Origin of the sequence: Segatella intestinalis (genome assembly GCF_029348455.1) — a bacterium.
GTDB lineage: Bacteria > Bacteroidota > Bacteroidia > Bacteroidales > Bacteroidaceae > Prevotella.
The window spans coordinates 19,933-34,002 of sequence record NZ_JARJVV010000022.1; the positions used below are offsets into that span (position 1 = coordinate 19,933).

Sequence of the window (14,070 nt, forward strand, 5' to 3'; positions counted from 1 at the left end):
CAAAGGTACATTTATTTGCAGACACTACAAAATAATTCATGGTAAATAAATGAAAAATAATCATAGGGATCTTGCGTACTTCAGAAAGATTGTTGTATTTTTGCGCTTATGAAAAATAAAATCATCATCACCATATTGACTCTCTGCATCTGCAGTTGCCAGTACAAGAGTAGTCACACATCCTGCAACACTCCACAAGGTTCTGTTGTCCAAGAAACAAAGTTGATAAGCACAACCCCTGTCAAGAATCAAGGCAAAAGTCCTCTATGCTGGGCATACGCCATGCTTGCCACAATGGAGAGCGAGCACATCATGAAGGGCGATTCGGTCAACCTGTCTGTGGCTTATATTGCCAGAATGATGCTGCAGGAGAAGGCCGTAGAATACTACTTTTCTAAAGGGACCAAGCCCATCAGCATGAGAGGCATGGCGCCCATGCTGATACATTATATAAATAAGTATGGTATAGTTCCCTACGACAGTTATGAGGACAAGAAGGATATCGACATGAGAGTTCTGCGCCGCAAGGTGGAGTTTCTGTGCCGCAATGCCATTGCCCAACAAATAGGTATAGAGAAACTGAAAAGCAGGCTCAACCGTCTTTTCGATGACGAGATGGGCTATATGCCTGCCAAGACTGTATATATGCTCGGTGCAGAATATACGCCCGAAGAGTTTGCCAACAGCGTATGCTTCCCTGGCGAATATGAGATGCTCACCAGTTTCACACATCATCCCTTCGGCGAGGGATTTGCATTGGAAACACCCGACAACCAGACCCAAGAAGTTTTTCTTAATGTGCCCATCGACCAGCTGATGCAATACATCCGTAACGCCATCAGCCACGGACATCCAGTTTGCTGGGAGGGAGACATCAGCGAGGAAGGTTTTCGTCATCCCCGACATGGTTTTGTAGACGTTCTGCCTTCTCAGCTTCCCACCACACAGGCGTCACGCCAAAGAGAATTCGAAAGTCTGAAAACCACCGACGACCACGTGATGGAAATCATCGGCATGATCAGCAAGAACCATCGTAACTACTATGTATGCCGCAACTCCTGGGGCAACCATTGGGGCAAGGCAGGACACATCTGCCTCTCAGAAGACTATCTGCGCCTTAAAACCATAGCTGCAGTTATCAGTAAAGAAGCACTAAAATAGCTGTTTTTGCTTGTGCACGCACACAAACAGTTGATTTAGGTCAAAAAAAAGGAGTTTTTCTTGCTTTTCCCATCAATTATTTTGGCAGTTATCTCTAATCGTCGTACCTTTGCATCGTCAATAAGACAAAAGGTTATTAGGTTTTTAGGTTAAGATTGTTAGTTGTTTAGGTTTTAGTTAGTAAATTTAAGGTAGATTAAAAAGATTGTTTATTCAAGGACAACAGGTATTAGAAAAGTAAGGTAAATAAAAGATTGTTTATTCAAGGACGACGAAACAGAGTGTGAAACTTGCGAAAGCAGAACACTTTTTGAGTTATGAAAAATTTGGGAATATAGTATTCTAAGTACGCAATTTCGACAAAGTTCGGAGTTGCGTATTTTTTTTATCATTTTATTTTGTTTAACCAACGAAAAGTCGTATTTTTGCACATAACATTAAAATAAGATATGTATTATGGCTAAACATCCCCTTTGGAATGAAGAATACTGGCTCTTGCTGCTACAATTGTATCAGAAGAAGCCCATGGGTGTAAAACCGCTCTATTCGAAAGGTATGGTAGACCTAAGCCTGGAGTTGCACATACCACCCACCTACCTGCATGAGCAGATGTTCAAGCTGAGAATGATGACACCTCGCATCACACGGCTATGGGAGAAGTATGCCAACAAGCCAGGCAAGCTGTCTCACGACATCAAGATGCTCAGAAAGATGCAAGGCTACGGCAATGCAGAGGCATTCTACCAGGGAGTGAAGCTCAACGAAACATTCGAGCGCGACTGGGAGCCGCTTGAGGCTGACCCCACCCTCACGCCCGTGAAGCTCATCATCATACTCGATCTCTACTTCCAGCTCACCCCTATCACCATGGTGGCTGAGACGCCAGAGATTATCAATCTTGCCAAACTGATACATACCACACCGGAGAAGATAGCCGACGTGATGAGCATATACATATTCTGCGACCCGTATCTCAACCGAGAAGACGTGCTCATCAGTCCTCTGCTCAACGACTGCAGTGCCATCTGGCAACGATATGGGAACGGCAATCCTGACAAACTCTATCAGCTTGCCACAGAACTGAAAATTTACTTCAAAAAACAATAAATACAACTCACACCAAGTAAAAATGGCTCAGAAACTCATTCAGACACAAGAACAGAAGCTTCAACAGCTGCAAAAGCTCTCTGCCCAGCAAATGTTGCAGGTGAAACTCTTGGAAATGCCACTTACCGAATTAGAAGACAGCATCAATGCTGAGCTGGACGACAATCCAGCCCTGGAAAGCGAGAATCCAGACGACATGCTGGCAAATGACACAAACGAAAACGATCATTTGCCGGAAGACAACGACTCGCATAACAATGACGAGGAGGACGACTACGAGGCACAGACAGAAAAGGAGGAAAGAGAAGATGCTCTCGACTCGGCACTGGAAAACATAGGACGCGACGACCTGATGCCCGACTATAATTCAGACCGAAACAACAAGCAGGATGCCGACTACGAGGAAATGGTTTACGGCGACACCATCTCCTTCTACGACAAGTTGAAGGAGCAGATGGACATGCAGATGCTCGACGATACCGAAAAGCAGATCATGGAATATCTCATCGGATCACTCGACGACGACGGCCTGTTGCGCAAAGACCTCGACAGTATTTGCGACGAACTCGCCATCTATCAGAATATAGACGTCAGCGAACAGAAGTTGGAGAAGATATTGCACATTCTGCAAACCTTCGACCCTGCCGGCATCGGAGCAAGAAACCTGCAGGAATGTCTGCTTTTACAAGTGAAACGCATGCCTAAGGGCGTGTTGCGAAAGTCGATGGAAGAAGTATTCACCGACTACTACGACGAGTTCACCAAGAAGCATTGGGACAAGATAAAGACGGGACTTGAACTGAACGACACCCAGCTCGCCACCCTGCAGGAAGAGATACGCAAACTCAACCCTAAGCCGGGAGCATCGTTAGGCGAGACCGAAGGCAGAAACCTGCAACAGATAACGCCCGACTTCATCGTCGACACCAACGACGACGGCACGGTGACATTCTCGCTCAACCGGGGCAATATGCCCGAGCTGACCGTCTCCACCTCATTTACCGACATGATAGACACCTACAAAAAGAACAAGGGGAACATGAGCCGGCAGGACAAGGAGGCATTGCTCTATGCCAAGGAGAAAGTTGACAAGGCACAAGGATTCATCGAAGCCATCAGGCAACGCCGACACACACTCATCGTCACGATGAAAGCCATCATCGAAAGACAGAAAGCATTCTTTCTCGATGGCGACGAGGCCGACTTGAAACCTATGATTCTCAAGGATATAGAAGAACGTACAGGACTCGACAAAAGTACCATATCGCGTGTCAGCAACATGAAATACGCCCAGACAAAATGGGGAACTTTTCCGCTGAAGTTCTTCTTTACAGACAGTTACACCACCGAAGACGGCGAGGAAATGTCGACCCGTAAAATCAAGTTGACTCTGAAAGAACTGATAGAGCACGAAGACAAGAAAAAACCTCTCAGCGATGATGCCCTTTCCAAGGTGCTGAAAGAAAAAGGGTTCCCTGTAGCCCGCCGCACGGTAGCCAAATACAGAGAGCAGTTGGGCATTCCTGTAGCAAGGCTTAGAAAATAGATGCAAGGCTTAGAAAACAAAAAGATTGTTATGAAAGAAAAGAATATCATATTGACAGCACGCATCATGAGCATGCTTTTCACACCGTTCTATCTGCCCTTGGTAGGACTTGTGGCATTGTTTCTGTTCAGTTACATGTCGCTCCTGCCTTTGGCTTATAAGTTGCCCATGCTGCTCACCGTCTACTTGTTTACCATTCTTCTGCCTTCGGTACTTATCCATATCTACCGCCGATACCAGGGATGGAGCACCACCGAACTGGGCAAGAAAGAACGACGCATCGTGCCCTACATCATCTCCATCGTGTGCTACTTTGGGTGCTTTTTCCTGATGGAATACCGCAACACTCCCCGTGTCATCAGCATCATCTTAGTGGCTGCTTTGATTATACAAATGGTGTGTGCCTTCATCAATATATGGTGGAAGATATCCACCCATACAGCAGCTATAGGCGGTGTGGCAGGAGCCTTACTGGCTTATTCTATCAGTTTCTCGTTCAACCCCATCTGGTGGCTCTGTCTGGTACTCATCCTGGCAGGCATGGTAGGTACAGCACGAATGATACTGCGCCAACACAGCCTGTCGCAGGTTGTAACAGGATTCTTTATCGGACTCGTCTGCGCCTTCCTCGTCATCTGAGGGAAAAAACTGTCAACAGGAATAATAGAAAACGAATTCAGTAAAATTATAAATATAAGAAAACAATGAAACCATTAGTTAGTATTATCATGGGCAGTACAAGCGACCTGCCTGTTATGGAAAAAGCATGTAACTGGTTGAACGACAACCAGATTCCTTTCGAGGTAAATGCCCTCTCAGCACATCGCACCCCCGATGCAGTAGAATCATTTGCCAAGGGAGCCAAGGCTCGTGGTGTGAAGGTCATCATCGCAGCTGCCGGCATGGCTGCAGCCCTGCCTGGAGTTATTGCCGCATCTACTCCGCTTCCTGTCATCGGTGTGCCTATCAAGGGTATGCTCGATGGTCTTGATGCCATGCTCAGTATTATCCAGATGCCTCCTGGAATCCCTGTAGCTACTGTCGGAGTCAATGCTGCTCAAAATGCAGCCATCCTTGCTGCCGAGATGATTGCTCTCTGCGATGAAGAAGTGGCTCAGAAGGTAGAAGCATGGAAGGCTGGCCTTGGTGCCAAGATTGAGAAAGCCAACAAAGACTTGGCGGAAGTGAAGTTTGAATTTAAATGTAATTAAGTTATGAATATAGAATATACCACGAATATAATACTATTTTTTTCATCCATTGCATCTATTGCTATGTTCTTTAAAATGTGGAAAATGACCAATGATGTACATACTTTAATGCAACATTTTTGTCAAGAAAAAGCACAAAAAGAATGTGAAAAAAACAAAGAAGAATTATCATATGATGAACGACTAAATTTGTTAAAAGTTGGAGATAAAGTTAGAAGATTATATGATGGTAAAGAAATGGTCGTAAAAGAAATTATGGATGAAGAAATTAGATGCGATGCTGGTTTTTTAGACGGAACCAAAAATTATCCAAAATCTTCATTAGAATATATTGATTAATTATAATGGTAGACTTATTCAATTACACTCGCCGTGCCTCTTCTGTGGCTCATATCGGATCACTCGACTTAGGCGGCGACAATCCCGTACGCATCCAGTCGATGACCACCACCAATACCAATGATACCGAGGCTTGCATACGTCAGGCAGAGGAAATCATCAAGGCTGGTGGCGAGTTGGTACGCTTTACCACACAAGGTTCACGGGAGGCAGAGAACATGAAGAACATCAATGCCGGCATTCGTGCCGACGGCTATCTGACACCGCTTGTAGCTGATGTTCACTTCAATCCTAACGTTGCCGACGTTGCTGCTCTCTACTGCGAGAAGGTGCGTGTCAATCCTGGCAACTATGTTGATCCTGCCCGCAAGTTCATCAAGCAGGAATATACCGATGAGGAATATGCTCACGAACTGCAGAAGATAGAAGACCGATTCGTTCCATTCCTCAATATCTGCAAGGAAAATCATACTGCCATCCGCATCGGCGTGAACCATGGCTCGCTGTCCGACCGCATCCGCAACCGCTATGGCGATACTCCCGAAGGCATCGTAGAGAGCTGTATGGAGTTCCTCCGCATCTGCAAGAAAGAGAATTTCCACGATGTGGTCATCAGCATCAAGTCGTCCAATACCGTGGTGATGGTTCGCTCTATGCGCCTCTTGGTCAGCGAGATGGAGAAGGAAGGCATGAGCTATCCGCTGCATTTGGGCGTTACTGAGGCTGGTGAAGGCGAGGACGGAAGAATCAAGAGTGCTGTGGGCATCGGTGCCTTGCTTGCCGATGGTATCGGCGATACCGTGCGTGTAAGTCTGAGCGAGGAACCTGCTGCAGAGATTCCTGTAGCCCGCCATCTGGTGGATTATATCGGAAAGAAGCAGGGGCAGCTGCTGATTCCTGGCGAGGCTTGCCCCCAGTTCGACTGGCTCCGTCCTGTGCGCAGAGAGACTCAGGCTGTAGGCAATATTGGCGGAAATCAGGTTCCCGTAGTCATCAGCAACCGTATCAATGGCGAGAGCACGATTTGCGACAATGCGGATGCCAAACCCGACTATATATATATAGGTGGAAAGAAGCCTCAGCAGTTTGTGCCTGGCCAGAGCTACATCGTAGATTATAATGTCTACGAGACCCTGAACAGCAAACCAGAGACCACGGGTGCCAAGCTCTATCCTATCTTCCCTGCCATGGCTATGCCGCTCATCGCCAGCATCAGGGCTGACATCAAGTTCCTCACCTTGCAGTTTGGTACTCCAGCCGAAGAATACATCGCTTGCTTGAAGAATCATCCGGAGGTGGTAGTCATCTGCGTGAGCAATCACCAGAACCGACTTGGCGACCAGCGTGCCCTGGTACACGAGATGATGAATGCAGGATTGAAGAACCCTGTCATCTTCGCAGAGATGTATCAGCACAGCAAGGAGGAGAAGAGCGACTTCCAGTTGGAAGCCGCAGCCGACATGGGAGCCTTGATGATAGACGGTCTGACCGACGGCATCTGGCTGATGAACAATGGCGACATCCCTGCCCAGACCATTGATGAGACTGCTTTCGGTATTCTCCAGGCTGCCCGTCTGCGTACCAGCAAGACCGAGTATATCAGTTGTCCGGGTTGTGGCCGTACGCTCTACGACCTTCGCGAAACCATTGCCCAGATCAAGGAAGCCACCAAGCATCTGAAGGGCTTGAAGATTGGTATCATGGGCTGTATCGTGAATGGTCCTGGTGAAATGGCAGATGCCGACTATGGCTATGTAGGTGCCGGTCCCAACAAGGTAAGCCTATACCGCAAGCAGGTTTGCATAGAGAAGAATATCCCGCAAGAAGTGGCAGTAGAGCATCTGCTTGCCCTCATTGATGCGGATAAGAAATGAGTCCACAGCATCATCAACCTAAGAACTGATGTCCCCAGATACTTTTCTCCATGTCTCGGCAGAGCGTGGAGAAAGTGTCGAAAAGGGACTCCGACCACTTCTTCATGCCAAAGATTTTCTTCTTCTCCAAGAACATCTCCTTGTCCCACTGCGTATAGTCGTACTCGGAGAATACCCTGATGAGGTTGTGGTGCTAATTTATTGAAAAAATAAGCAGAAAATATGGGATTATTTTTTTTGGTGGTAAAGTTTACATTGTGATGTATTTTTTTGTATCTATAAGATTTCATATCAGATACTTTTTGGATTTACCGTTGAGCATGTGCTCATACGTAAAAAGTTTTTATGAAAAAGTATCAAAGTATCATTCTTTGGCTGAATGTAAAGATAAATAACTGACATATAATAAGTTAGAAGAATGATACTTTTTCGTTTATTTTACAAGAAGTATCATAAAAGTATCATAGAAGTATCATAAATCTGATAGAAGTATCATAAAAAACGTCATCTAAGTATCACAAAATCGTCATGAGGCATTATGCATAAAAGCAAAACCGCCGATCTGCACGGAGTGCCCAAGAATCGCCTGACTTTTGGGCACTCTGTGAACACCGCATGGGCAATAAATGCCCGGCGCTTGGTCTGTTTATGCCCGTCGCTTGGTCAGTCGATGCCCGACGCTTGGTCACTGAGTGCCCACTTGACGGGCAAGACAGACCACCTGATGTTCTCTTACGGAACAGCTTATGTGATTTTATTCCTAATCCAGCTTGTCAATCTTTCTTCTTATTCATAGTTTGTATTGGCATTCTTTACATACAGGAAGAGTTGGTGCTAAAGTTTTTTATAAAACAGGAATAGAAGACACTTCTTTTTTAGTCTTTTAAATCGACTCAAAGCCGAATTTAATGATGTTTCTTGCGATTTATGATACTTTTATGATACTTCTTGTAAAATAAACGAAAAAGTATCATTCTTGTATTGTACAGTGTATCAGATGTTTACAAGAATATCGTGCTAAATAATGATACTTTGATACATTTTCCCGCAAAAAACACACTCATGCGCAAGCAATTATTTTCAATACATCTTTCATATTATCCAGCAGATAACTGATAGTCTTGTCTTCCATTTCTTGAGGAAAACCAAATCGAGCTTCGGCTATAGAGCCGATGATGGTTCCGATGGTATCGCTGTCGCCACCATGAGAAATGGCAAGGCGAATGGCATCCTCGAAGGATGAGGATAGTGTGATGATATGGAATGACAAGGGAACTGCATCCATACAGGTCTCATCGAAGTGTCCCTTGGGGTAAGCTCTTGTGTCGAAGTCAGGATAATAGCTTGCTGCTATTTCTTTGATTCTTTCAAGGCTTCATGATCTTCTTCTTGAAATCTTGCTGATTGTTCGTAATATACTGATAATCAATACTAATTGGAATGGCAAAATGATGAAAGGAACAAATTAGGAACAATAAAATCAAGAAACCCCAAAATGAAAGTATGAGAAAACAAAAATTAACACGGGAAAAACGGATTTTGTCATTTTCTATCATTTTATTGTGTGTACCAAAAGGTGCAAATTAACGCAAGAAAAGCCTCCTTGTCGCTTAAAGAATTAGGTAAAAATAGCTTTAGTTAGAAAATAATGTGCCCAAAATGGACTTCTCAAGTGGCATTTTTTAGTGTTTTCTGTGAAAATTTAATTATTCGTTCAACTTTTCATGCATGAGAATCTTCAATCTTACTGAAATTTATTAACTTTGCGCCAAACTTTAATTTGTTTAGATGTTATGGCTAAGTTAAATAGAATAAAAGCAATTCTTGCCGAGCAAGAGAAAACTAGCAAATGGTTAGCTGAGCAAGTTGGCAAATCAGCGTGCACTGTTAGTAAATGGTGCAGCAATAGTATTCAGCCAGACTTGAATACGCTTGACAAGATTGCAAAACTCCTTGATGTTGATGTAAAAGACTTGTTGAACTCAACTGAAAAATAAAATTAGCATATTATGGCAAAAGCAAAACCTTTTATCAAGTGGGTTGGCGGAAAGAGTCAGCTCATTGAACAACTGGATGCACAACTTCCAGCTGACTTTGGTAATTGGGAGAATGTAACGTACATAGAGCCCTTTGTGGGTGGTGGAGCAATGCTCTTCTATATGCTTCAGCGTTATCCTAATATCCAACACGCTATTATTAATGACATAAATCCAGATTTGGCAACATGCTATCGAACTGTCAGAGATACTCCTGAACAGTTGATAGAGTCATTGAGGGATATAGAGAATGCGTATTTGGCTATTGAAACAGAAGATGGAAGAAAAGACTTCTTCATGGCTGCTCGTGAACGATACAACGAAAAGAATCTTGACCCTATCGAGAATTCTACAAAGTTCTTTTTCTTGAATAGAACTTGTTTTAATGGTCTTTATAGAGTTAACAAGAAGGGATTTTTTAATGTTCCTTTCGGAAAGTACTCAAATCCAACGATATGCGATCCTGAAACTATCAGAAAAGATAGTGAATTATTGCAGCGTGTAGAGATTCTAAATAGTGACTTTGAGGCAACATTTGAACATGCACATGGCGATACTCTTTTCTACTTTGATCCTCCATATCGTCCATTAAGTGATACATCAAGTTTCAATGATTATTCAAAAGAAGCCTTCAATGATGACGCTCAGATTCGTCTGAAGGAGTATTGTGACCGTATTCATGAAGCAGGTTTCCGCTTCATGCTCAGTAACTCGGATTGTAAGGGCAAGAATGAAGAAGACAATTTCTTTGATGTGTTGTATGGGGCATATCAGATAGAACGAGTTTGGGCTTCAAGAAGTATCAACTCAAATCCCGAAAAGCGAGGAAAGTTGACAGAAATACTTGTTCACAATTATCAAGATACTAAGAGTAACAATCAGCCAAACTTTTTCCAACTTGCAGCAAATGAGAATACCCAAATTGTCGCAATGGCTGTAAATCAATGATATAACATGAATGACTTTAACAAATTTATGTCTCAACTTCAAGAGACAAACCAAACACTTGATTTCTTCTGCGATTTCAATAAAATTGCAGCAAATGTAGTAAACCTAACTCGCTCTAAATTGGACTTTGATTGAAAATCAAGAAGTTGGGCGTTTGCCTATATTATATAGGTAACAATATGGAAACGAGCGGACTTCTGCTCGTTTCTGTATTTTGCAATATCCAAAGAACGCCTAAATTTGCGACAAAGATACGATATTTTTCTTAATATCCCATAATTTGCAAGAAGAGAAATATAGAAATTAGGACTTTTTTACATGAAATCTCAAACTTGTGAACATAACCCCATCAAAAAATGAATAGCAAGTATTCCTGCTGAGTTTATCAAATCAGGGCCATTGTTGTTGATGACGACTCTACCATCAGCTCATATATACCTTTCCGACACAAGCATATCTTGTTTTCATTTGTACTCCGAGTGTGTACAGTTTCAAACCATGATTTACATTCTTATATAAGAAAGTGAAGCCGTGAACATTTGTGTATTTTTGCCAAACTAACTCCAGTACATACAACAGATGTAAAAGATTTCTGCAAAATTGACCGAAATCATAAGAAAAAAACACCAAATCAGCAAATTTCTTAAAGATTATATCCGTTTATTAAGATTATTTTTGTATATTTGCAGCATTAGTTTGGTGGTAAAGCCTATTGGCCTGCCACGTGACAATAGGACTTTACGGAGCAAGCCTATATCACAATTCTTCTCCGTAGCAACAGTCCGTTCTCTCTCACTGGTCTCTCCCTGCGCGGCAGAGGCATACGTTTTTATATTTTTCAAACACTCCAAATTGACAGCGCATGAGAAAGTTTACTTCTTTGTTACTGTTAGGCTTCGCTCTCGGCAGTTTCGCGCAAACGCCCGGAGGAGTCAGCGGAAGCGAACTGTGGTTCAAGACTGCGCCTTTGAACTCAGACCTGCAAGGTTATTACCGTTGGCAGGATTTCTCTGGGGATTCCATACGGCTGATGCTATTGGACAGCCGTGGCGTCAAGTCTGAACTTACTCTTCCGAACAGTTCAGTCCATTACTTCAACTTCAATCCGAGTCTCTGGCTCGCAGACGGATTCCGTAGTCTGAGTGCCAAACTCAAGCACGGCGACCTCTCACAGGCTACCGTCATCGGTGTCTTTTCACCGGAACTGGCAACCATCGGCAAGGATATGGTTGTCTATGCTCTTGACGGCCGCAAGGGCGACGGAGCCATTCTGAGCAAGGACAAAGCCGTAAGGGGTAGAGGTGTTGAACCACTGGACTATGGTTCAGCATCGGGTGAAGACCTGCTTTATCAATCAAGTGATTCTTTGTCCGAGAACGGTTTTAAGGAAAGCGCTCTGCAAGTTGTGTCCTACTTCAAGGTAAGCAATCCTTCAACAACATTGTGGGGAGACAACTCCAACACCACATTATTCATCGGAACCCCTTCCACCTCTGGCAGTTTCGGTACGGATTTCCCGACCTCGCTCTTCGGTAATGCTTCCATCCGTGGATATGCCCCTGAGCTTATTGTGTTCAGCAGGATGCTTACACCCGATGAGCGCAGAAAAGTGGAGAGCTATCTTGCGGTAAAGTACGGCATCACCCTCAAAGGCTCGTATCTTGACAGCGACGGAAACCTGACTTGGGACATGGCGGAGAACCAAGCCTACCACCATAGGGTCACAGCTGTTGGAACCGACACGGCAGGAAGTCTCTCCCAACCGCTTTCCGCAACATCATATGAGGAAAGTCCGGTATATGCGGCCTTGAAGGAGAACGGAACTTACCATGACGCAAATCCATACAACCCTTCATCCGCTTCCCGTCTGCTTGTCATGGGACGTGAAAACGGCAATCCGATGCCGGACAGAGGCTTTACTTTCTGGGGCGACGATGATGTGGCACTTGCAACATATACCTCACCTACAGATTCCCTGTGGCATGTCATGAAACGTACATGGATGGTCAAGACCAACGTGCCGTCAAAGCCCGACAGTACAGTGGCAAGATGGACTGCGCAAGGATTTGAAGTGTCAAGGAATGGCTTTACTGACAATATCATCCAAGAGAAAGCCGCTTCCGGAGCTTATGCCACGACCCCAGCCCTTGTTGGAGGTGGCGGTGCCTTTGAGTTCACCTGTCCGACAAGTCACCCGACTTTTGACGTTGGCTTCGGAAGCATCGGTGGCAGCACATGCAAGTATGGATTCCGGTTCACCAATGCTGGAGTTGTTTATCCGATCATCAACGGAGCGGTCTCAAATTCATACATCGCCACGGATGTTGACGGAACGGACATTTCCATCCGCAAGGAAGGCAAAAACATCTATCTGCGTGTTGACGGAACAGGAAGTGCGGCAAGAACCATATCCATTTCGGATGCAACTGACACAGACACAAATGTGGGCATTATCCGAACGGAAGGAGCAGAGTCCGCCTTGAACATGGCAGGCTTGAGGACAGGAGGAATAGATGATGTCGGTTATATGGCAGAGTTGAGCTATGACCTCACACCGGACAGGGAGTTCTCGGACTATTGCCGCAAGCGTACCGTCATGCTCATAGACCCAAGCGGTGAAGGTGATTTCGACATCAACAGCAATAGCAACATAAGATGCTCCAAGCCTGATATGACGAGGGGCAAGACCATATTCCGCAATATCCTATGGGATGCAGACGGAAGCGGAAGCGATGTGTTCACATTCGCCTATTATGACGGCATTTCCTATGATGCCACTCCTACGCCGTCAAGTTGCGAGAATGGAGTTCCACGCAATGACGGGTATATCGACATCGGCATCAACATCGGTACACCTGTCTATTCCTATGTGCTCAGCGTTGACACCGTTGCAGGAAAAGTAAAAGGAGAAACCATTGCCAGAGGAACATTCTTCGGTGACACGCATAGAATCACGAATCTTGCCCCCGGCGCCTATGCGCTGTCCGTATCCCAAGGTGGAGGCAACGAGATTTATGCCACTGGCAACGCACTCTACACCTCATACTCACATGACACCAGGACCTATCTGTCTGGCGACATCTCATGGACGGTGAACGATACAAAATCAAACTACCGTGTGGGATTGGAGCCAAGCCTCACGGACGAGATCACCCAATATGGCTTCGACGTGCGGGGCGACAAGGCGCATATCATAACCGGTGGATATACAAGCCTAACCAAATATGTCACCATCAAGCCGGGCGATGTGCTCAGTGTTACAGTCCGCAATATGCAGGTCACATACAAGTTGAACGGACAGACCGTGCATCATGAATATGTCTGGTCACTTCGTGCATGGCGGTTCTGCATCAAGTACGGAAAGGGCGAGACGCATATCACAGACCTTACCGTAAACGGTACGCCTGTAACCTCATTCACCACAAGGGGCAACGTGCAGATAGAAACACCCAAGAAGTGTACGACAACGATGACCGTCTATGTCGGCAGCGAGTGTGATGCAAGTATGCCTAACGGAACACAGGCAAGGGAGAACCATGTGGGCAGCTCGGACAGACAGGCTGACAATACCTTCATTTCTGGAGAAGACGAGGATTTCACTGTCAAGGGCAACGGTTCTACGACAGGCATCTACGAGGCTAAACTCACACAGGACAAGCCTGCTGCAGCCACATTGATGGTGTTTGACGTATCAGGCAAACTGGTAGTGTCACGCCAAATGACAGGCGAAAGCGTCAAGCAAGCCGACTTCAAGGTTCCCGCATCGGGTGTGTATGTCGTGAAGGCAATCTCCGAGAATGGGGAGCATACAAGGAAAATCTCAGTAAAGTAACTTAAAGGAAGATACG

General features: G+C 45.0%; 11 protein-coding genes and 1 pseudogene. 11 read left to right on the forward strand and 1 reads right to left on the reverse strand.

What is annotated here, in order from left to right:
• The first annotated feature begins 108 nt into the window (after positions 1 to 108).
• From P3T48_RS13055 to P3T48_RS13085, 7 genes are all read left to right on the forward strand, one after another.
• A complete protein-coding gene (locus tag P3T48_RS13055) occupies positions 109 to 1,161 on the forward strand; it encodes a C1 family peptidase (RefSeq protein ID WP_276506966.1) in 1,053 nt (350 codons plus the stop codon).
• A 456-nt stretch (positions 1,162 to 1,617) separates the two neighbouring features.
• Positions 1,618 to 2,268 (forward strand): hypothetical protein, encoded by a 651-nt coding sequence (locus P3T48_RS13060; RefSeq protein ID WP_276506967.1) that lies wholly within the window; start codon positions 1,618 to 1,620, stop codon positions 2,266 to 2,268.
• 22 nt (positions 2,269 to 2,290) lie between these two features.
• Positions 2,291 to 3,814, forward strand: coding sequence for an RNA polymerase factor sigma-54 (gene rpoN / locus P3T48_RS13065; RefSeq protein WP_276506968.1), 1,524 nt, complete (start codon positions 2,291 to 2,293; stop codon positions 3,812 to 3,814).
• A gap of 30 nt (positions 3,815 to 3,844) precedes the next feature.
• Positions 3,845 to 4,453 carry a phosphatase PAP2 family protein gene (locus P3T48_RS13070; protein WP_022252358.1) on the forward strand — a complete coding sequence of 203 codons (609 nt, stop codon included), beginning with the start codon at positions 3,845 to 3,847 and terminating at the stop codon, positions 4,451 to 4,453.
• A 65-nt stretch (positions 4,454 to 4,518) separates the two neighbouring features.
• Positions 4,519 to 5,025 (forward strand): 5-(carboxyamino)imidazole ribonucleotide mutase, encoded by a 507-nt coding sequence (gene purE, locus P3T48_RS13075; RefSeq protein WP_276506969.1) that lies wholly within the window; start codon positions 4,519 to 4,521, stop codon positions 5,023 to 5,025.
• Positions 5,026 to 5,028: 3 nt separating this feature from the next.
• Complete coding sequence (locus P3T48_RS13080) at positions 5,029 to 5,364, forward strand: hypothetical protein (protein ID WP_276506970.1); 336 nt, start codon at positions 5,029 to 5,031, stop codon at positions 5,362 to 5,364.
• 5 nt (positions 5,365 to 5,369) lie between these two features.
• Positions 5,370 to 7,238 (forward strand): 4-hydroxy-3-methylbut-2-en-1-yl diphosphate synthase, encoded by a 1,869-nt coding sequence (locus P3T48_RS13085; protein WP_276506971.1) that lies wholly within the window; start codon positions 5,370 to 5,372, stop codon positions 7,236 to 7,238.
• 1,060 nt (positions 7,239 to 8,298) lie between these two features.
• On the opposite strand, the gene P3T48_RS13090 is transcribed toward P3T48_RS13085, so the two are convergent.
• The gene (locus P3T48_RS13090) at positions 8,299 to 8,601 is read right to left on the reverse strand and encodes an ADP-ribosylglycohydrolase family protein (RefSeq protein WP_346429602.1); all 303 of its coding nucleotides are present in this window, start codon (positions 8,599 to 8,601) and stop codon (positions 8,299 to 8,301) included.
• 430 nt (positions 8,602 to 9,031) lie between these two features.
• Here P3T48_RS13090 and P3T48_RS13095 point away from each other — a divergent pair, with 430 nt between their 5' ends.
• From P3T48_RS13095 to P3T48_RS13110, 4 genes and pseudogenes are all read left to right on the forward strand, one after another.
• Positions 9,032 to 9,235, forward strand: coding sequence for a helix-turn-helix transcriptional regulator (locus tag P3T48_RS13095; RefSeq protein ID WP_276506972.1), 204 nt, complete (start codon positions 9,032 to 9,034; stop codon positions 9,233 to 9,235).
• Between the two features lie 12 nt (positions 9,236 to 9,247).
• Positions 9,248 to 10,222 carry a DNA adenine methylase gene (locus P3T48_RS13100; RefSeq protein WP_276506973.1) on the forward strand — a complete coding sequence of 325 codons (975 nt, stop codon included), beginning with the start codon at positions 9,248 to 9,250 and terminating at the stop codon, positions 10,220 to 10,222.
• 6 nt (positions 10,223 to 10,228) lie between these two features.
• Positions 10,229 to 10,339: pseudogene (locus P3T48_RS13105) on the forward strand (DpnII family type II restriction endonuclease); the annotation flags it as partial.
• A 745-nt stretch (positions 10,340 to 11,084) separates the two neighbouring features.
• On the forward strand, positions 11,085 to 14,054 hold the full coding sequence (locus P3T48_RS13110; protein WP_276506974.1) for a T9SS type A sorting domain-containing protein: 2,970 nt from the start codon (positions 11,085 to 11,087) through the stop codon (positions 14,052 to 14,054).
• Positions 14,055 to 14,070 lie beyond the last annotated feature (16 nt).

Coding starts and splice junctions, on each gene's coding strand:
- P3T48_RS13060 (WP_276506967.1), top strand. CDS start 1,618: ATGGCTAAACATCCCCTTTGGAATGAAGAATACTGGCTCTTGCTGCTA.
- rpoN (WP_276506968.1), top strand. CDS start 2,291: ATGGCTCAGAAACTCATTCAGACACAAGAACAGAAGCTTCAACAGCTG.
- purE (WP_276506969.1), top strand. CDS start 4,519: ATGAAACCATTAGTTAGTATTATCATGGGCAGTACAAGCGACCTGCCT.
- P3T48_RS13055 (WP_276506966.1), top strand. CDS start 109: ATGAAAAATAAAATCATCATCACCATATTGACTCTCTGCATCTGCAGT.
- P3T48_RS13095 (WP_276506972.1), top strand. CDS start 9,032: ATGGCTAAGTTAAATAGAATAAAAGCAATTCTTGCCGAGCAAGAGAAA.
- P3T48_RS13070 (WP_022252358.1), top strand. CDS start 3,845: ATGAAAGAAAAGAATATCATATTGACAGCACGCATCATGAGCATGCTT.
- P3T48_RS13100 (WP_276506973.1), top strand. CDS start 9,248: ATGGCAAAAGCAAAACCTTTTATCAAGTGGGTTGGCGGAAAGAGTCAG.
- P3T48_RS13085 (WP_276506971.1), top strand. CDS start 5,370: ATGGTAGACTTATTCAATTACACTCGCCGTGCCTCTTCTGTGGCTCAT.
- P3T48_RS13080 (WP_276506970.1), top strand. CDS start 5,029: ATGAATATAGAATATACCACGAATATAATACTATTTTTTTCATCCATT.
- P3T48_RS13110 (WP_276506974.1), top strand. CDS start 11,085: ATGAGAAAGTTTACTTCTTTGTTACTGTTAGGCTTCGCTCTCGGCAGT.